Raw genomic sequence first — 18,756 nt, 5'->3', positions numbered from 1 at the left:
ACTTAGAAAAGACCTTGTCAGCGAACCCATCTGCCAGGCAGATCATGACATGGACAGCCTGTGGCGCAAAGAAAGGCGTACCGAACAACCTTCAGGTGCGGTCATGAACGGATCGGACTGGAAGCCGCTAGACCAGGGCAGATGGGTCGCAAAAGGTGCCGCAGCGCCCGAACTTGAGAACCGTCGGGCGAACCCGCTCCAGCGGTGGATGATCGCTTTCACCCGCGCCACACCGCTGCGCCGAGGTGTTTTCCGCGCATCCATCAGCCGGCTGGTGTTCCTACTGGGCGGAAACAAGGCGTTTGATGTCGGGTTCCGTGACGTGGTGTTCCGGCTCGAAGGTGGCCGAAACCTGATCGAATACGGCATCCTGCTTAATCCTACATACAATGCCGAAGATATTGATTTTCTGCTGGGCGGCCTTTCTGATGGCGGCGTAGCTGTCGACATCGGATGCAACATTGGGCTTTACAGCCTACCATTGGCGGCCGCGACCGGTCCGAATGGGAGATGCGTGGCCATCGATGCAAATCCGTTGATGATCGAGAGGCTGAAGCGCAACGCGTCACTCAGCGGGCTGAACAATGTGACTGCCCTCGCTTCAGCTGTCAGCGATCGGGATGGTTCGGGTCAATTGACGGTGCGCAAGAATGACGACGCCATTGTCGCGTTGGAGGAAACCGGTGACGGGCCGATTCCGGTCCGGCGGCTTGCATCGCTACTCGAAGAGGCGAGTATCACGCGCGTAGATGTGCTCAAGATCGACATCGAAGGCCATGAGGACAAGGCGCTACCACCGTTCTTGGATAGCATTGATCGGTCGATGCTGCCACGCCGGATTGTAATCGAGTATCCAGAGCCCGGGTCTGATTATCCTCAGTGCGCTGCGGCGTTCGCGCGCCATGGCTATCACCTCACCGGCCGCACGCGCAACAATTCGCTCTACAGGCTTGATGATGACTGAAACGGTCTGCCGCGAAAGCGAGGCCCCGGTTGTCGCGATCATCCCCTATGGTACCAAGCTAAGCCCGCGCCTGGCAAACATGAGCCTTGATGATCTCTCGTGGCCGATCGGTCGACCTGCGCGGCTTCAGCACGGAACCGTCGCAAACATGGGGCCGAACGATCACATCATTTGCTATGTGAGCTCTCAGCTGCTCTACATGCCTCGGCCCGGCGTACGCGCTCAGGTCTCAGTCATGGTGGTCGAACCGGAGGCTGTACATGGTCGCAATATGGCATGGCTGAAGGTATTGTGGTGGAGGTTCTTTAGGGTTCTGAGCTGCAATCCCAGGCTGCTCGCACGGCTCCCGAATGGAGAACGCTACCTTTTTGGCTCCACATGGGTGCCGGAATACCGTGATCTTAGTATCGAAAAGACCTCAATGATCTCGCTGATTGCCTCGGGCAAGACCTATTATCCAGGCCACAAGCTGCGCCATCAGGTGGTCGCCTGGATCCGCGAGAAAGGGGTAGATGCGGAGATCCTGGGGCGCGGCTATGCACCGTTTGACCAAAAATCCGACGGCCTTGCGCCCTACCGCTATTCCGTGATCATCGAGAATGTGCGCGAGCCGGGCTATTTCACCGAAAAACTGATCGATTGCCTGCTATGCGAAACCGTTCCAATCTATTGGGGTGCGCAGGATATCGATCAGATTTTCGAGCCGGGCGGCATGCTGATCTGCGATTCACTTGAAGATATAAAGACAGCTATTGGAACTACGTCTGAAGCGGATTACCGCGCGCGCCTTGAATTTGTTGCCAAGAACAAGGAAAAGGCTGCCAGCTACGCCAATCATGAAGAAGCGGCGGCACGCATAGTGCAAACCGCCGCCCGAAGGAAAACGTCTCAATCATGACCCAGAATTCTTCACCCAAGGTCGCCCTTATTACCGGTGTAACAGGACAGGATGGTGCTTATCTCTCCGAATTCCTGTTGTCCAAGGGGTACCAGGTGCATGGCATCAAGCGGCGGACATCACTGTTCAACACCGCTCGGATCGATCATCTTTTTGATGGCGAATACGGCCGCTCGGGCCAGTTTGTATTGCATCACGGCGACATGACGGATTCCTCCTCGCTCACCCATATCCTGCAGCAGACCAAGCCGGACGAGGTCTATAATCTGGCCGCGCAGAGCCATGTCGCTGTTTCGTTCGAGGAGCCGGAGTATACCGCAAACTCCGATGCGCTGGGCACGTTGCGGCTGCTCGAGGCCATCCGCATTTTGGGTCTTGCCGACAAGAGCAAATTCTACCAGGCTTCAACCTCTGAGCTCTACGGGCTTGTGCAGGAAACGCCACAGACTGAACGCACGCCGTTCTATCCGCGCTCTCCTTATGGCGTGGCCAAGCTTTATGCCTATTGGATCACGGTGAACTACCGTGAGGCCTACGGGCTCTATGCCTGCAACGGCATACTCTTCAACCATGAAAGCCCGCTGCGCGGAGAGACCTTCGTGACCCGCAAGATCACCCGGGCTTTGGCGCGCATCAAGCTGGGCCAGCAGGATGTTCTCAAACTGGGCAATCTAGACGCGCTGCGCGATTGGGGCCACGCGCGCGACTACGTCGAGATGCAATGGCTGATGTTGCAGCAGGACGAGCCGGAGGATTTCGTCATCGCCACCGGCGTTCAATATTCGGTGCGCGACTTTGTACTGGCCGCTGCCCAGGCCCTTGGCATGACCATCAATTTCGAAGGTCAAGGCGTTGACGAAGTTGGCCGCGATCCCTCAGGCAAGGTCATTGTGTCAGTCGATCCGCGCTATTTCCGCCCCACAGAGGTAGAGACCCTGTTGGGCGACGCCTCCAAGGCCAAGCAGAAGCTCGGCTGGACACCGCTGACGTCCTTCCCAGATCTGGTTGCCGAGATGGCGGAAGCCGATCTCAAGGAGGCTGAGAAGAATGGGTGACAGGCGCTATTCACTGTCAGGCAAGCGGATCTATGTCGCCGGTCATAACGGCATGGTGGGATCCGCCATCGCCCGTCGGCTTGCACGCGAAAACTGCGCAGTTCTCACGGCAACGCGTTCCGAACTCGATCTTGTCAATCAGAGTGCGGTCGAAGCCTGGTTTGCAGACAACAAACCCGATGCAGTGTTTCTTGCCGCAGCCAAGGTCGGTGGCATACTGGCCAATGACACACTGCCCGCCAATTTTCTCTATGAGAACCTGATGATCGAGGCCAATATTATTCAGGCCGCACACCACAACAAGGTCGAGAAACTGCTGTTTTTGGGCTCTTCCTGCATCTATCCCAAATTTGCCAACCAGCCGATTGCTGAAGATCAATTGCTGACTGGCCCGCTGGAGCCAACCAATGAGTGGTACGCCGTGGCCAAGATCGCCGGTATCAAGCTCTGCCAGGCCTATCGCAAGCAACATGGCGCGGATTTCATATCGGCCATGCCAACCAACCTCTATGGAACCGGTGACAATTACGACCTGGCCACCAGCCATGTGCTGCCAGCGCTGATCCGCAAGGTATACGAGGCAAAAGCCGCAGCCGCGCCGTCAATCACGCTGTGGGGCAGCGGCACGCCGCTTCGCGAATTCATGCATGCCGATGATTGCGCCGATGCTCTTGTTTTCCTCATGCAGCATTACTCCGGCCATGACCACGTCAATGTCGGCAGCGGCCAAGAAGTGACGATCCGCGATCTTGCGCTGATGATCGCACGGGCGTCTGGTTACGTAGGTTCAATAGATCTTGATCCTTCAAAGCCCGACGGTACGCCGCGCAAGCTCATGGATTCAACCCGCCTTGGGGCCATGGGCTGGCAACCGGCAATCGCACTTGAGGTCGGCATTGCCAGAACAGTGGCAGAATTTCGGAACATTGCAGCATGAACATTCTGCGGTATCTTTTGATGCGCGGCCGTACATTGCGCAACAAGACAGTTGTCCATGTCGGCGCCCACTATGGCGAAGAAGCCGAACACTATCAGAACTGGGGCGCAGCTACCGTGGTTTGGTTTGAGGCGGCGCCCGATATCTTTGCTGCCCTGCAAACCCACCTCGCGAGCATGGAGCAAAAACCTCGAAGCCTGTTCTGCCGGCTGACAGGTCAAAAACGCACACGGCACATCGCGGTCAGGGCGCTTGTCGGCGGGGTAGACGGCGGCACGGCCGAATTCCACCTGTTTGACAATGACGGCTCTTCCAATTCAATTTTCAAGATGAAGCGAGGCGAAAACGAGCGCTTTCCGCAAGTCCGCGAAACCGGTGAGGTACTGGAACTGCCGATGCGGACGCTAGATGCAGCTCTTGATGATGTGGGCATTCCTCCCGAAACAATTGATGTTCTGGTGCTTGATGTACAGGGCGCAGAACTCATGTGTCTTCAAGGCGCCAAGCGCACGCTTGCCGCGATCGACTACCTCGAAAGCGAAGTCTCTGTAGAGCCCGTTTATGAGGGCGGCGTTCTGTTGTCCGAACTTGAGCCGTGGCTTGAGGAGCATGGTTTCAAGCGAGCGACGGCGGTGCGAAAGAACCACATGAACGCGATCTACAGGAAGATGGGATAACACTCAGCCTGGCAGCTGAACACGCTCTTCCACATACCAATCATCATACAACGACACTTCCGGCAGAACGCGGCGGTAACCAGCGGCGACCAGAAGGTCGCAGATGGGCTGCCGGTTGGCGGTATAATTGTGCTCAACGGTAATGACTGCCGGGCGCCAGCGCTTTATGTCAAAGGCCCTGAGTATGTCGAGCTCGCTACCTTCGGTATCGATTGACAGATAGTCAAACTTTTCCGGGGCGTTGTGCTGCTCCAACATGTCGTTGAGCGAGATTGTTTCGACTTCGTAGGTCTTGGCCCCCCGACGATGCCGTGCGTGATTGTCTGCACTTTCGAACTGGGTCAGCGTGGACAATTCACGTGAGACACTCTCCGAAAATGTTAGACGCTCACCGCTACGAGCCCAGACACATCGTGTTTCAGTTATTATGCCTGGCCGGTTCTTGCGCAAGTCTTCATGCCAGCTTGTGGCCGGTTCAGCGCAAATTCCGGTCCAGCCGAAATTGTTTTCAAGGGCATAGCTGTTGGAAAGTGCAACACCATTGGTTGCCCCAAAATCACAGAAATATCCATCCCGTTTCCCGCCGAGTGCCCAATGCACGAACGCGTCCTGAAAAATTTGCGAGTGTGAAAGAGCACCAAAGGAAATGGCGTATAAAAGAAACGCCTTGATTTGCGGATCCGGTTCAGCAAGCGCCTTGTTTCTGACTTTGGTCAGATCAAGCACAAGTCTGAAATGCTTCGAAGAATAGGGGCCGTGGCGTTTCTCTCCCCGTAAGCGGCTGAGAAACGCCTTGAAGGCATAGTCAAGTTGCATGATTCGGGACCCCATTGGCTTAGTTGGCCCACGTTTGGCGCATCAATCCGCCCGGGTCAATCGCCCAGCCGCAACCAGCCCGGTGGTGTGATATCGGGATTGGACAGTTTGGGGTCGGCAAACCATCTTTTAGGTGCCACCACAATCTTGTCCAGCGAAGGATTAAGCCAGGCACCCCACCAGGAGAAGGTAGAATTGACGATTATGTTGTGGTCGCAAAGGCTCATCAGACGCAGGTCCTCAAAGGCCGTCTTGCCATCATTGATGGCCACGGTGACGAGGTTTGCATCCATCCTCATGTTGTTGCGGACCCAGTCTGGATCGTCGGAAAACAGATAGACAACGGGATCGCTACCGGAACGCGCGCGGATTTCACCGAGGGCCCGCCCGTAGTAACCGAGATCCGGCGCACCATGGGTGGAGCGAGCCTTGGCAGATGTCAGATAATCTCCGCGCCGGATATGCATCGAGACCGAGGGAGCGCTCTGGATGCGCTCGGCCATGGAGGCGTTTTCGCCGCTGATAGCCTGCCTGAATGACAAATCCTTCCAAAGGATTGACGCGATGTCCTCAAAATATTTCTGGGATTGGAAATAGCCGTGCAGATAGCAGTCGGCCTCAATCGTCTCGATCCGAGCGTTGTAGCCAAGGTCCTGCTCACGCACAAAGCGCGGTGACCGACCAAACTTGCGCCACCAGGCGTAAGCCAGCGGCCGGTTCTTGCCGGGCGGCAGCTCGCTGCTGTTGGCGACCTTCGCCTGGATCGAAAAATGCCCAAGATCGTACTGAAACGGATTGGAACTGGTGAACTCACGGGTGTCGAGCAGCAGTTCCGAGCCGGTGCGCAAGGCAACTGCACGGCCGACCGCATACTGGAAAAGCTGATTGCCAAGCCCGCCATGCATACGGGAGATCACACGCCGGACTGTCATAAAAGCCTACCCCTTCCGCCGGATAGCAACATAATTCGTCGTCGAGAACTGCTCGTTGAACTCGCGATAACGCGTGACCGGATTGAGCCTGCCTCCAGGTCCGATAATGTGGAGCGCATAGCCGCGATGATCAAAGAAATCGAAAAAATCCTTGAAGAAGGTCCGTGTATCGATGTTGCAGCCGCCGAATTCGAACTGGACGACAGCAATCTTTCGCTGATCAAGCAACGACAATCCGCCCCTGAGCACATCGAGCTCATGGCCCTCGACATCAATTTTGAGCAGATCGATCGAGGAAACACCCTTCTCAACGCAATAATGATCGAGCGTTTCGACCCGTATTGTTTCGCTCAGGTCCATAGTGAGTCCGATATAGGTGAGGTCCCGCTTGGTCATTGAAGCAAGACCGGTAATGCCGGCATTCTTGTAGAGCGTCGCCTCACCTGCTTCTGCACCAAGCGCAACCGGGTTGATGCTGAGGCTTTTGAGACCGGCAATTGCCGGTCCAAGCCTTTCCAGATGTTTGGCTGAGGGCTCGAACACATGGACTTCGGCATCAGGCCACATCTGCTTAGCGGCCAGCGTCCATTCGCCGATATTGGCGCCGACATCGAAAAGCAAAGGGGCACTGGTGTTTACACCCGCCTGGGAAAGGGCCGCGGCCACGGCCTTCATTTCACCAGACTTGGCGACAATCCCACCATGGCCCAGACCGGCAGACTTCATCAGCCGCCGGGCCAGCGAAAGCGCGAGGCCGGAGGGTATAAAGGCAGCAATGACGTTATCAATGGCGGACATGAGCGGCTGGATATCCCATTCCGCCTGGCCGGTCCAGCCACCGCAGGAACCAGTCGTCGCTATTCATTCCGGAGGCTGGTCGTGACGTCTCGAAAGCGCTGAAACACGGGCACGGTAAATCGGCCGCAACAGCTCTCGCCGCAGCCGCTGGCGCCACGGCACATTGCGGGCCTGGATCGTGGTGCCGCCGATATCTGCCGCCTTGTCGCGGACGCCCGACGGGACCGCAATCAACGGCCTCAGCCCGGTCACCCAGTGCAGTTGCACATGGCCATCAATCGGCCGGTCGAACCGTCCGGTCTGCGCCAACAGCCGTTCAGCCGCAGAGCGCGAATAGAGTGTGCAGGAGGCTCTTAGAGGAATGATCATCGGGCGGGCGAGAACCACTGCGTCAGTGGAGGCAATAAGCGGGCCTGGCTCAGCAATCCTGCGCACCTGAAACTGTACGATGCCATGGGCGGAGACGTGTTCCCGGGCGAACTCCAGTGCTGTGGCAAACACATCCGCATCGATTTCAACATCGTCCTCGATCACCAGCCCTGCGTCACGTCCGCAAGCGACAATTGCCTGCCAGGCCTTGCGGTGGCTCAGGAAGCAACCGACCTCGCCGGCCGTCATCTCGAAGGGATAATGCGGGGCATGCATGCTCTTGCGTGAATAGACAGCATCGATTTCGGCCTCGGACATCGCCCGCCCGTCAACTGCGTCGAGTACCCGTGCCGGCACCGGGCAGGCCTTAAGCAAGTGATCGACCTGCGGCCGCCGTGCCGTGGCACGGGCCAGGTGAATGATAAATGCCTCAATGTCACCGTTCATGTTCATGCTGTTCTTAAGCGCCCTTGCTGGCCCACGCGCATCAAAAGCCTGCGCTGACCCTCCAGCGGTGGCGCCTGCAAGACCCCATGGGAATGCCGAGCGTTGTTGTAAACGACCGGCTTTGATCACGGCAAGGGCCAATCAGGCCCGTTTGTCGGTTGATAACCCTCCTCCATCGCGCGCATCGGCCTGCTTGACGTTGCGGATGGACGATGGCTGGTGCATTTTCCAGTCGAACAAGCCAAATCGGTGCGACTCAGTCAGCCTGGCACTGCCATTTTGAGAGGATCAAAGCCCGAGGGCAGCTCGGATCGGGGGAACACGTGTCGTGTCATTGAAAGCAGTCATACTGGCCGGAGGCCTTGGAACGCGGATCAGTGAAGAGTCGCATCTCAGGCCGAAACCGATGATCGAGATCGGTGGCAAACCCATCCTGTGGCACATCATGAAGATCTATGGTGCGCACAACATCACTGAATTCGTCATCTGCTGTGGCTACAAGGGCTATCTGATCAAGGAATATTTCGCCAACTACTTCCTGCATATGTCGGATGTGACGATCGACCTGTCCCAGAACTCGATGGAGGTGCACCAGCGCTACGCCGATCCCTGGAAGGTGACACTGGTCGACACCGGGGCCGAAACCCAGACCGGTGGCCGTCTGCGCCGTGTACGCGATCACCTCGATGACACTTTCTGCCTGACCTATGGCGACGGCGTAACCGATCTCAACATCTCCGACGTGGTGGATTTTCACCGCAAGCAGAACGTCCAGGCGACGATCACCGCTGTACAGCCGACCGGGCGCTTCGGAGCATTGGAGATTGAGCAGGACCGGGCAACGGAGTTTCTGGAGAAACCGCGCGGCGACGGGCGTTGGGTCAGTGGCGGGTTCTTTGTCTGCGAACCGTCGATCATCGACCGGATCTCCGGGGACGACGTCGTCCTGGAGGGTGCACCGATGGAAACTCTTGCTGCAGACAATCAATTGGCGGTCTGGAAGCACAGGGGCTTCTGGGCCTCCATGGACACGCTCCGCGATAAGGAAAGCCTGGAACGGCAATGGGCGAGCGAACGGCCGCCTTGGAAAATCTGGGCATGACAGACTTCTGGAAAGACCGCCGGGTGCTGGTTACCGGGCACACCGGCTTCAAGGGAAGCTGGCTGTCACTCTGGCTGACAAAAATGGGTGCAGATGTCTACGGATTGGCGCTGGCGCCGGACACTGATCCCAACCTGTTTGACCTGATGAACCTCGAAACCCGGCTTGATCACGGACTTGGCGACATCCGCGACGGGCCAACGGTCTTGCGGCGGGTCGAGCAGGTCAGACCCGAAGTCGTTTTTCACCTTGCCGCCCAATCGCTGGTGTTGCGCTCCTATGAAGCACCGGTTGAGACCTGGCAAACCAATGTGGGCGGCACCTTGCATCTGCTTGATGCGCTGCGGCAGGGCGGCAGGTCGGCAACCGTCATCGTGATAACCACCGACAAGGTCTACGAGAACCGGGAGTGGGAGTATCCTTACCGCGAGACAGACCCGCTTGGTGGCCATGATCTCTACAGTTCGTCCAAGGCGGCAACGGAAATCCTGGTCCAGAGCTGGCGCGATTCCTATGCCGCGGAGGGCAAGTTGCGGCTGGCGACGGCGCGTGCAGGAAACGTGATTGGCGGGGGTGACTATTCAGAAAACCGGATTGTGCCCGATATCATCAGGGCGCTTGAAGCCGGCAAGACCATTGACGTACGCAACCCGTCCGCCGTGCGGCCATGGCAGCATGTGCTCGAGCCGCTGTCGGGATACCTCCGGTTGGCCGAGATGCTCCACGGCGACAGCGCCCATGACCGGGCCTATAATTTCGGCCCGGCGGCGGACAATTTGCGGACGGTGATGGATCTGGCAAAGCGGGCGCTGGACGCTTGGCCTGGAGCCGCGGCAGATCAATGGCGCGATGTTTCGGACACAAAGGCACCGCATGAAGCCGGTCTGCTGGCAGTTGCCAGTGACCTTGCCCGACAACATCTGGGCTGGTCCGCGCAATGGCCTTTCGAGATCGCCGTTGACCAAACGATCGGCTGGTACCATGCCGTCCGGAATGGAGCCTCACCACTCGACATCAGCCTCGCACAGATCGCGGACTTCGAAGCAGGATGATCTTTTCCGCCCTTTCCATCGAAGGCGCTTTTCGCATTGATCCAGAACGGATCGGTGACGAGCGCGGCTCATTCGCCCGGATGTTCTGCACCAGTGAATTTTCCGCGCATGGTCTGGCCACGAGCTGGGCACAGATGAATGTCTCGCACAGCGCACGTGTCGGCACGTTGCGTGGCCTGCATTTTCAACGCCCGCCGGCTGCGGAGGCCAAGCTGGTGCGTTGCCTCAAGGGAGCAATGTTCGATGTCCTGGTTGACCTCAGATCTGGATCTCCGGGCTTCGGGCAATGGACCTCGGTCGAACTGACACCCGAAAGCGGCGCGATGGTCTATGTTCCCGAGGGCGTGGCGCATGGCTTCCAGACGCTGTTGCCGGACACCGAAGTGCTCTACTGCCATTCGGTGCCCTATCAGCGCGAGCATGAGGGTGGATTGCGCTTTGACGACGAGAGCGTGGGCGTGGCATGGCCGCTGCCAGTCTCGACGCTCTCGGAACGCGACAAGGCACATCCCGGGCTGCTTGCGCTGGATCCGGTCACGCCATGAAATGCCGTCATTGCCATGCTCCACTGACACAGTGCTTTGTCGACCTTGGCAGCGCGCCACCCTCCAATGCCTATCTGTCCGAGCCGGATTTGCAAAAGCCGGAAACCTGTTACCCGTTGCGCGTTCTGGTCTGCGGCGAATGCCATCTGGTGCAAACCGAGGACTATGTGGCGGAAGACACCGTTTTTGATGCCGATTACGCCTATTTCTCCTCCACGTCACGCAGCTGGCTGGCGCACGCGCAGGCCTATTGCGAGAAAGTAACCGCGCGGTTCGGACTAAACCCCGACAGCTTTGTGATCGAGGTTGCCTCCAATGACGGCTATCTGTTGCGCAACTTCGTCGAACACGGCATTCCCTGTCTGGGGATTGAGCCAACCGCAAGTACGGCGGCGGCGGCCGAAGCCATCGGCGTGCCCACGCTGCAAGCGTTTTTCGGCGCCGAGCTTGCCGCCAGGCTGGTGCAGGAAGGCCGACAGGCTGACCTGATCGCCGGCAACAATGTCTTTGCCCATGTGCCCGACATCAATGATTTTACAGCTGGGCTCGCGCGCGCTCTGAAGCCCGGCGGCGTGGTCACGCTCGAGTTTCCGCATCTGATGCGGCTTGTGGAGTTCAGCCAGTTCGACACCATCTATCACGAGCATTTTTCCTATCTCTCGCTGATGGTGGTGGCGCGGATCTTTGCACAAGCCGGCTTGCGCATTTTCGACGTTGATGAATTGCCGACTCACGGCGGCAGCCTCCGGGTCTATGGCTGCCATTCCGGGGCGAGCCATGTCGAAGCGCCGGCCGTGAACGCCGTTCTGGCCGAGGAAACCAGGCGCGGAATGGCAACTGCTGACTACTATGAAGGTTTTCAGGCCAAGACCGAGGCGGTCAGGAACGGACTCATCGAGTTTCTGCTGACGGCCAGACGGGAGGGTCGAAGCGTGGCGGGCTACGGTGCAGCGGCCAAGGGTAACACATTGCTCAACTATGCCGGCATCAAGCCCGATCTGCTGCCTTTCATCTGCGACGCGGCAGCGGCGAAAATCGGCAAGTTCATGCCCGGCAGTCATATCCCGATACTCGATCCCGCCGTTCTTGAGAGCCGGCGGCCCGATTATCTGATCATCCTGCCGTGGAACATCGCCCAAGAGGTGCGCTCCCAGAACGCGCATCTGGCGGCAAAAGGCACCAGGTTCGTCGTCGCGGTGCCCGAACTAATCATTATGTAAGTGGTGACGTACGTAAAATTCGAACGCACAAGCGGCGCAGGAGATCCTGTGCAAAGGCCAACCAAGCCACATCAAGCGATCAGTTGTCCGCCATTGATCTCGAGAACCTGCCCGGTGATGTAACCTGACAGCTGATTGCTTGCCAAAAACACGAAGGCCGGTGCGCAGTCTTCCGGAGTGCCCAGCCTCTTGAGCGGAATTGCACTCTTCGTACCTTCGAGCTTCTGTTTGGACGAATATCTTTCGTGAAACTCGGTATCGATCGTGCCGGGCGAAATTGCATTGGCGCGAATGCCGTCAGGTGCAAGTTCGCGGGCCAGCGCCTTGGTGTAGGTTGAAACAAAGGCCTTGGTTGCGCTGTATATGGACGAACCGGGGCTGCCGCCGGTTTTAGCGGATATGGAAACGGTGTTGATGATAGACGCATCTTCCGCCTCGCGAAGCTTTGGCAGCAGGCCGCGGCACACCATGACAACTGCGGTCTGATTGAGCATGACCAGATCGTCATATTGTTGATCTGTCAGGTCGCCTGCAGGAAACCTGCCATGCATCGTCCCCGCATTGTTGATCAACACATCGATGGTCCCGGTTCTTGCGGCCACCTCTTCAACGAAGCTGCCGATTTCAGACCGGCTGAGAAAATCCGCCTCGATGGCTTCAATTGCAGTATCTGAAAACTTCGTGGCGGTTCCGGCCCGCCCGCTGTGGACGATGACACGGGCACCGAGCTTCGCAAAGACATTGGCCACGCAAAACCCGATGCCGCGGCCTGCGCCGGTTATGACGACGGTCTTGTCCTTGAAAAGGTCCCTGGAAAAACCTGTCTGATGCATGGCGACCTCGGAGAATTTGAACGGAATCGGCCCGAAAAGTGGCTCAATCAGGATCATTTGTAGTGATCGTTCAAGTGAACGCAACGCGAAAGCTACGAAATTTTCGCATTCGACTTGCAGATGGTGCGAGGCGATCACCGTATGAAGCATCGACTCCCTGCCCAATTAAAATGCGCGCCCAATTTAAGGGCATCACCAAGCGGTTGCCTCTGATCTTGAGATGCAACCATCATCTTCGAGCGATTTCGTTTGACATTCGAATAATCTTCGCTTTCATTGGGCTCAGGTTTCGCTTTGGAGGAAGCGGCGCCGGTTCCGGGAGGGTTTCTTGTCTGAGATTTACGATATCTTCGTTGTTGGCGGAGGGATTAATGGGTGCGGCATTGCGCGTGATGCGGCAGGCCGTGGCTATTCCGTTTGCCTGGCCGAGATGAGCGACCTGGGCTCCGGAACCTCCTCCTGGTCCACCAAGCTTATTCATGGCGGACTTCGTTATCTCGAGCACTATGAATTCCGCCTCGTTCGCGAAGCGCTGATCGAGCGCGAAGTTTTGCTGAACATGGCGCCCCACATCATCTGGCCACTGCGCTTTGTGCTGCCGCACCACAAGGGCATGAGGCCGGCATGGCTGCTGCGCCTTGGATTGTTCTTGTACGACCATCTGGGCGGGCGGAAGATTTTGCCTGCGACCAAGGTGCTTGATCTGAGACGCGACGCCGCCGGCGGACCGCTGAAAGACCAGTTCACCAAGGCCTTCGAGTATTCGGATTGCTGGGTCAATGACGCGCGCCTGGTTGTGCTCAATGCCATGGATGCAAAGGCAAAGGGCGCGGAGATTTTCACACGCACCAAGGTTGTGTCGGCGAAGAAGGCCAGCGACCTGTGGGAGATCGATCTCCAGGCCGCGGATACCGGGGTCACGCGCCGGGTTTCTGCAAGGCTGATTGTCAATGCCGGCGGGCCATGGGTTGACGACATTCTAAGGGCGTCAATGGGTGAGAACCAGGCTCGCAACGTTCGCCTGGTCCAGGGCAGCCACATCGTCGTTCGCAAGAAGTTCGCGCATCCGAAGGCCTATTTTTTCCAGAATTCGGATGAGCGGATCTTTTTCGCGATCCCCTATGAGCAGGATTACACGCTGATCGGCACGACGGATCAGGATTACAAGGGTGACCCGTCCGATGTGAAAATATCGGATCAGGAGATCGCCTATCTTTGCGCTGGCGCCAGCCAGTATTTCAAAGAACCTGTCACCCGGGACGATATCGTCTGGACCTATTCGGGTGTGCGTCCGCTCTATGATGACGGCGCCTCCAAGGCGCAGGAGGCAACCCGAGATTATGTCTTGCGCACGGATGGCGCTGCAGGGCCGAAGGTCATCAACATCTTCGGCGGCAAGATCACCACATACCGGCGGCTGGCGGAATCGATGCTGGCAAAGGTGGAAGAGGCGATCGGCAGCAAGGGCGTGCCCTGGACGAAGGCAAGCGTACTGCCAGGCGGCGAGTTCGGTGTCTCGGGATTTTCTGATCTTCTTTCAAAAGTGCACTCTCACTATCCGTTTCTTGAGACATCCCACAGTGAGCGCCTTGTACGCTCCTATGGTTTGAAAGCCCTTGAAATTCTCGGCGAGGCAAAGTCCCATGTGGATCTGGGCGAAGAGTTCGGTCATGGATTGACCGAGGCGGAAGTGCGTTACCTGATGAAGAACGAATGGGCTCAAACTGCTGCCGATGTGGTGTGGCGCAGAAGCAAGCTTGGCATTCGTTTCACACCGGAACAGACTGACCGTCTCGACGCCTTCATGCGTGAGCACAAGCAACTGCAGAATTTTGCAGCGGAGTAGGAATTGTAAATGCTGGAAATGAAAAACGTCAGCAAGAAGGTCGGCAGAAGCCAGCACATCGGCGATGTGTCGATGACGCTTGAGAGGGGCTCGGTGAACATTCTGCTCGGCCCGACCTTGTCCGGCAAGACTTCGCTGATGCGCCTGATGGCAGGGCTTGATCGTCCCACATCGGGCCAGATCCTGATGAATGGAACCAATGTCGTTGGCATGCCGGTTCAAAAGCGCAATGTCGCGATGGTGTACCAGCAGTTCATCAATTATCCGGCCATGACGGTTTATGAAAACATCGCCTCCCCGATGCGGGTCGCTGGAGTTGATGGCGCCACGATAGACCGCCGCGTGCGTGAAGCCGCAGACCTGATGAAACTGTCCCCCTATCTGGACCGGACCCCACTGAACCTTTCCGGCGGCCAGCAGCAGCGCACAGCCTTGGCACGGGCGCTGGTCAAGGATGCCGAGCTTGTGCTGCTCGATGAGCCTTTGGCCAATCTGGACTACAAGTTGCGCGAAGAACTCAGGGTGGAGCTGCCGAAGATTTTTGCCGAGACCGGTGCGATCTTTGTCTATGCCACAACCGAACCGCAGGAGGCCCTGTTGCTGGGCGGCAAGACCGCAACCCTGCATGAGGGACGGGTCACGCAGTTCGATCAGACGATCGATGTCTACAACCGGCCATCCGATCTGCTGACAGCGCAGACATTCTCGGATCCGCCTATGAATGTTCTGCCGGTTCGCAAGTCGGGCTCGGAGTTTGTCTTCAACGCCAACCGCATCGACGTTCCCGACGCCGTCGCAAGTCTTCAGGATGGTGACTACACGATTGGCGTAAGACCGCACCACATGTCGTTGCACCAGCCCCAAGGCAAATCAATGAAGCTTGAATGCACAGTTTCCACCACGGAGATAACGGGCTCGGAGAGCTTCATTCATCTTCAAAGCAAGGGCATTCACATGGTTGCGCTGATGCATGGCGTTCATCGTGTCGAGATCGGGGACGACATTCCCGCCTATCTCGACCAGGACCATCTGTTTGTCTTCGATCACAACAAGAACCTGGTTTCCGCCCCAGGTTCCGATCGTCAGAATTGAGGTCCGGTCATGGCAAGCATCACTCTCGACAAACTGGCCCATTCCTATTCTGCAAACCCCAAGACGGACGCGGATTTTGCGCTCAAGGAAATCGACTACCAGTGGGAAGACGGCGGAGCCTACGCGCTGCTGGGACCTTCGGGTTGCGGCAAGACGACCTTGCTCAACATCATTTCAGGCCTGCTCGTGCCCTCAAAGGGTCATATCAAGTTCGACGGTCAGGACGTCACCCACTTGCAGCCTGAAGAGCGCAACATCGCCCAGGTATTTCAGTTTCCGGTCATCTACGACACCATGACGGTGCGTCAGAACCTGGCCTTTCCGCTGATCAATCGTCGTGTGCCGCAGGATGAAATCACCCAGCGCGTCAATGACATGATTGAAGTCCTCGACCTCTCCGACAAGGCAGATCGACGCGCGCGTGGCCTGACGGCGGATGAGAAGCAGAAGATTTCGCTCGGACGCGGACTGGTGCGTTACGATGTCAATGCAATCCTGTTCGATGAGCCGCTGACGGTTATCGATCCTCACATGAAATGGCAGCTGCGTACCAAGCTCAAGGACCTGCACCGGCAACTTGGCCACACCATGATCTACGTGACCCACGACCAGACCGAGGCGCTTACCTTCGCCGACAAGGTGGTGGTAATGTATGAAGGTGAAGTGGTTCAGATCGGAACGCCCGAAGAGTTGTTCAACGAGCCCGCCCATACCTTTGTAGGTTACTTCATCGGCTCGCCGGGGATGAATGTCATTCCGTGCGAGATCAATGGCAAAACCGCAAATGTGGGCAACATCCAGATTGAGCTTCCAGCTGGCTACAAAACCACGAGCGCCAAAACCGAACTGGGCGTTCGTCCGGAATTTGTCTCCCTGTCATCCGACAAGAACGGCCTTCCCGTTCAAATCGATGCCGTCGAAAACATCGGCCGTTTCAAGATCGTGCGGGCCAATCTGCAGGGCCATTCGATCAATGCACTGCTGAAAGAGAATGAGGAAGTGCCCGCCGATCCGACGCTGAGCTTCGAAACGGCCAGGATCAATGTGTACGAGAATTCCCACCTGGTCAGAGCGGGAGCCTGAGGATGGATAAGCCCTATAACAACAAGGCCTGGCTGTTCGTCATTCCGGTGTTCGTGCTGGTGGCGCTCAGCGCCATCATTCCGATCATGACGGTGATCAACTATTCGTTCCAGGACACCTTCGGCAACAACCAGTTCTTCTGGGCCGGCACCGAGTGGTTTCAGGATGTCCTGAGATCGGACCGGTTCTGGGATGCGCTGGCGCGAAACCTGCTGTTCTCCTTCATCATCCTGTCGATTGAGATCCCGCTGGGGATCGCGATTGCGCTGACCATGCCGAAGAAGGGAGTCTGGGTTCCCGTCTGCCTTGTTCTCATGGCTCTGCCGCTGCTTATTCCGTGGAATGTGGTCGGAACGATCTGGCAGATCTTCGGCCGCGCAGACATCGGTCTCTTGGGCTACGCGCTCGATCAGCTTGGCATTGAATACAACTATGCCAGCAATGTTTTCGACGCCTGGGCCACCATCATCCTGATGGATGTCTGGCACTGGACGAGCCTTGTGGTGCTGTTGTGCTATGCTGGTCTGGTTTCCATTCCGGAAGCCTATTATCAGGCCGCAAAAATCGACGGCGCGTCGAAATGGTCGGTCTTCCGTTACATCCAGCTGCCGAAGATCCGTGGCGTCCTGATCATCGCCTTCCTGCTGCGGTTCATGGATTCGTTCATGATCTACACCGAACCGTTCGTCTTGACCGGTGGTGGGCCGGGCAACTCCACGACATTCATGTCGATCGATCTCGTGAAGCAGGCAATCGGACAGTTTGACCTCGGGCCGGCCGCCGCAATGTCGCTGGTCTACCAGCTGATCGTTCTCACGGTTTGCTACGTCTTCTTCACGGTCATGAGCAATGTCGGTGTCGATAAACCAGATGCGAGGGTGGAAGACTAATGACCAGTCAAACCAACCACTCCGGTGTGAATGAGGCTCGGATGAACCAGCGTGCCAATGTGATCGACACTTCCAATGTGCGGGCCAGCAATCGTTTTGCGAAAAAGAGCATCTCGCGCTGGCTGGTGCCCGGTCTCTACATTTTCTTCCTGATGCTGCCGATTTACTGGCTGATCAATATGAGCTTCAAGACCAATCAGGAGATCCTGTCGACGTTCACGCTGTTTCCGGCAGAGCCTACGCTGCACAATTACGCCGTGATCTTCACCGACGCGTCCTGGTACTCGGGCTATATCAACTCGCTGATCTATGTTGGAATGAACACAGTGATTTCGATCAGCGTGGCATTGCCGGCCGCTTACGCCTTCTCGCGATACCGGTTCCTGGGCGACAAGCACATGTTCTTCTGGCTGCTGTCAAACCGGATGGCGCCTGCGGCTGTGTTTGTGCTGCCGTTCTTCCAGCTCTATTCGGCATTCGGTCTGATCGACACCCACATCGCCGTCGCCCTCGCCCACTGCCTGTTTAATGTGCCGCTGGCGGTCTGGATCCTGGAGGGCTTCATGTCCGGCGTGCCCAAGGAGATCGATGAGACCGCCTATATCGACGGCTATTCGTTCCCGAAGTTCTTCGTGAAGATCTTCATGCCGCTGATTGCATCAGGCATCGGGGTCGCCGCCTTCTTCTGCTTCATGTTCTCATGGGTAGAGTTGCTGATTGCGCGAACGCTGACCACCACGGACGCCAAACCGATCGCGGCGATCATGACGCGCACGGTCGGAGCCTCCGGTGTCGATTGGGGCGTGCTGGCCGCCGCAGGGGTACTGACCATCATCCCGGGCGCATTGGTGATCTATTTTGTTCGCAACTACATCGCCAAGGGCTTTGCCCTGGGCCGGGTATAGGAGGAAGATCATGGACTTGTCATGGATGGCCTGGACCGTGCCCACTATGCTGTTTTGGGTGTGCCTTGTCGGGCTCTTGGTCGGCATGGGCGTCTGGGAATACTTCTCGCCGGGCGGAAATCCGCGGGTGGGAATCCTGCGCTTCGAGACAACCCGGGGCGACCGTCTCTTCATATCGCTGCTTGGCAGCGCCTTTATCCATCTCGCATGGCTGGGTCTGGTCGGACCCAACCTGTGGTGGGCACTTGGACTCTCACTGGTCTACGCCGTTGGTGTTTTCCGAACAGTTTGATTC

General features: G+C 57.3%; 20 protein-coding genes. 15 read left to right on the top strand and 5 right to left on the bottom strand.

Features of this window, described 5'->3' with window-relative positions; all coding sequences use genetic code 11:
• Positions 1 to 103 precede the first annotated feature (103 nt).
• From HPDFL43_RS02160 to HPDFL43_RS02140, 5 genes are read left to right on the top strand one after another with little or no spacing between them, the layout of a single operon-like run.
• Complete coding sequence (locus HPDFL43_RS02160; protein WP_169743215.1) at positions 104 to 964, top strand: FkbM family methyltransferase; 861 nt, start codon at positions 104 to 106, stop codon at positions 962 to 964.
• Positions 957 to 1,862, top strand: coding sequence for a glycosyltransferase family 10 domain-containing protein (locus HPDFL43_RS02155; protein ID WP_040448931.1), 906 nt, complete (start codon positions 957 to 959; stop codon positions 1,860 to 1,862). Before HPDFL43_RS02160 ends, HPDFL43_RS02155 begins: the two co-directional genes overlap by 8 nt.
• The gene (gene gmd / locus HPDFL43_RS02150; protein WP_007199921.1) at positions 1,859 to 2,917 is read left to right on the top strand and encodes a GDP-mannose 4,6-dehydratase; all 1,059 of its coding nucleotides are present in this window, start codon (positions 1,859 to 1,861) and stop codon (positions 2,915 to 2,917) included. The genes HPDFL43_RS02155 and gmd overlap by 4 nt, the downstream gene beginning before the upstream one ends.
• Positions 2,910 to 3,854: a GDP-L-fucose synthase gene (fcl, locus tag HPDFL43_RS02145; RefSeq protein ID WP_007199920.1), complete on the top strand. Its 945-nt coding sequence runs from the start codon at positions 2,910 to 2,912 to the stop codon at positions 3,852 to 3,854. The genes gmd and fcl overlap by 8 nt, the downstream gene beginning before the upstream one ends.
• Positions 3,851 to 4,531, top strand: a complete 681-nt coding sequence (locus HPDFL43_RS02140; protein ID WP_007199919.1) for an FkbM family methyltransferase — start codon at positions 3,851 to 3,853, stop codon at positions 4,529 to 4,531. Before fcl ends, HPDFL43_RS02140 begins: the two co-directional genes overlap by 4 nt.
• Positions 4,532 to 4,534: 3 nt before the next feature.
• Here the strand turns inward: HPDFL43_RS02140 and HPDFL43_RS02135 are convergent, their stop codons facing one another.
• The 4 genes from HPDFL43_RS02135 to HPDFL43_RS02120 form a co-directional block, all read right to left on the bottom strand.
• The gene (locus tag HPDFL43_RS02135; protein WP_007199918.1) at positions 4,535 to 5,347 is read right to left on the bottom strand and encodes an FkbM family methyltransferase; all 813 of its coding nucleotides are present in this window, start codon (positions 5,345 to 5,347) and stop codon (positions 4,535 to 4,537) included.
• A 56-nt stretch (positions 5,348 to 5,403) separates the two neighbouring features.
• Positions 5,404 to 6,279 carry an alpha-1,2-fucosyltransferase gene (locus HPDFL43_RS02130; RefSeq protein WP_040448929.1) on the bottom strand — a complete coding sequence of 292 codons (876 nt, stop codon included), beginning with the start codon at positions 6,277 to 6,279 and terminating at the stop codon, positions 5,404 to 5,406.
• 6 nt (positions 6,280 to 6,285) lie between these two features.
• The gene (locus tag HPDFL43_RS02125) at positions 6,286 to 7,077 is read right to left on the bottom strand and encodes an FkbM family methyltransferase (RefSeq protein WP_007199916.1); all 792 of its coding nucleotides are present in this window, start codon (positions 7,075 to 7,077) and stop codon (positions 6,286 to 6,288) included.
• Between the two features lie 63 nt (positions 7,078 to 7,140).
• On the bottom strand, positions 7,141 to 7,893 hold the full coding sequence (locus HPDFL43_RS02120) for a glycosyltransferase family 25 protein (RefSeq protein WP_040449527.1): 753 nt from the start codon (positions 7,891 to 7,893) through the stop codon (positions 7,141 to 7,143).
• Between the two features lie 334 nt (positions 7,894 to 8,227).
• Between HPDFL43_RS02120 and rfbF the strand changes: the two genes are divergently transcribed.
• From rfbF to HPDFL43_RS02100, 4 genes are read left to right on the top strand one after another with little or no spacing between them, the layout of a single operon-like run.
• A complete protein-coding gene (gene rfbF / locus HPDFL43_RS02115) occupies positions 8,228 to 8,995 on the top strand; it encodes a glucose-1-phosphate cytidylyltransferase (RefSeq protein WP_040448927.1) in 768 nt (255 codons plus the stop codon).
• A complete protein-coding gene (rfbG, locus tag HPDFL43_RS02110) occupies positions 8,992 to 10,047 on the top strand; it encodes a CDP-glucose 4,6-dehydratase (protein WP_040449525.1) in 1,056 nt (351 codons plus the stop codon). The genes rfbF and rfbG overlap by 4 nt, the downstream gene beginning before the upstream one ends.
• A complete protein-coding gene (gene rfbC, locus HPDFL43_RS02105) occupies positions 10,044 to 10,592 on the top strand; it encodes a dTDP-4-dehydrorhamnose 3,5-epimerase (RefSeq protein WP_007199912.1) in 549 nt (182 codons plus the stop codon). Before rfbG ends, rfbC begins: the two co-directional genes overlap by 4 nt.
• A complete protein-coding gene (locus HPDFL43_RS02100) occupies positions 10,589 to 11,812 on the top strand; it encodes a class I SAM-dependent methyltransferase (protein ID WP_040448925.1) in 1,224 nt (407 codons plus the stop codon). The genes rfbC and HPDFL43_RS02100 overlap by 4 nt, the downstream gene beginning before the upstream one ends.
• Positions 11,813 to 11,883: 71 nt before the next feature.
• Here the strand turns inward: HPDFL43_RS02100 and HPDFL43_RS02095 are convergent, their stop codons facing one another.
• Entirely contained in the window at positions 11,884 to 12,645 is a 762-nt protein-coding gene (locus tag HPDFL43_RS02095; RefSeq protein WP_040449524.1) for an SDR family NAD(P)-dependent oxidoreductase, read from the bottom strand.
• 328 nt (positions 12,646 to 12,973) lie between these two features.
• On the opposite strand from HPDFL43_RS02095, the gene glpD reads away from it, so the two are divergent.
• From glpD to HPDFL43_RS02065, 6 genes are read left to right on the top strand one after another with little or no spacing between them, the layout of a single operon-like run.
• On the top strand, positions 12,974 to 14,491 hold the full coding sequence (glpD, locus tag HPDFL43_RS02090) for a glycerol-3-phosphate dehydrogenase (RefSeq protein ID WP_007199908.1): 1,518 nt from the start codon (positions 12,974 to 12,976) through the stop codon (positions 14,489 to 14,491).
• A gap of 9 nt (positions 14,492 to 14,500) precedes the next feature.
• Positions 14,501 to 15,583, top strand: coding sequence for an ABC transporter ATP-binding protein (locus HPDFL43_RS02085; protein WP_007199907.1), 1,083 nt, complete (start codon positions 14,501 to 14,503; stop codon positions 15,581 to 15,583).
• 9 nt (positions 15,584 to 15,592) lie between these two features.
• Positions 15,593 to 16,666 (top strand): ABC transporter ATP-binding protein, encoded by a 1,074-nt coding sequence (locus HPDFL43_RS02080; RefSeq protein ID WP_007199906.1) that lies wholly within the window; start codon positions 15,593 to 15,595, stop codon positions 16,664 to 16,666.
• Between the two features lie 2 nt (positions 16,667 to 16,668).
• The gene (locus tag HPDFL43_RS02075) at positions 16,669 to 17,556 is read left to right on the top strand and encodes a carbohydrate ABC transporter permease (RefSeq protein WP_007199905.1); all 888 of its coding nucleotides are present in this window, start codon (positions 16,669 to 16,671) and stop codon (positions 17,554 to 17,556) included.
• On the top strand, positions 17,556 to 18,461 hold the full coding sequence (locus HPDFL43_RS02070; RefSeq protein ID WP_007199904.1) for a carbohydrate ABC transporter permease: 906 nt from the start codon (positions 17,556 to 17,558) through the stop codon (positions 18,459 to 18,461). Before HPDFL43_RS02075 ends, HPDFL43_RS02070 begins: the two co-directional genes overlap by 1 nt.
• 10 nt (positions 18,462 to 18,471) lie before the next feature.
• Positions 18,472 to 18,753: a DUF2160 domain-containing protein gene (locus tag HPDFL43_RS02065; protein ID WP_040448922.1), complete on the top strand. Its 282-nt coding sequence runs from the start codon at positions 18,472 to 18,474 to the stop codon at positions 18,751 to 18,753.
• The last annotated feature ends 3 nt before the right edge of the window (positions 18,754 to 18,756 follow it).

The organism is Hoeflea phototrophica DFL-43, from assembly GCF_000154705.2.
Classification (GTDB): domain Bacteria; phylum Pseudomonadota; class Alphaproteobacteria; order Rhizobiales; family Rhizobiaceae; genus Hoeflea; species Hoeflea phototrophica.
The sequence above is the reverse complement of the archived record's forward strand: the minus strand, read 5'-3'. Positions and strand labels throughout refer to the sequence as shown.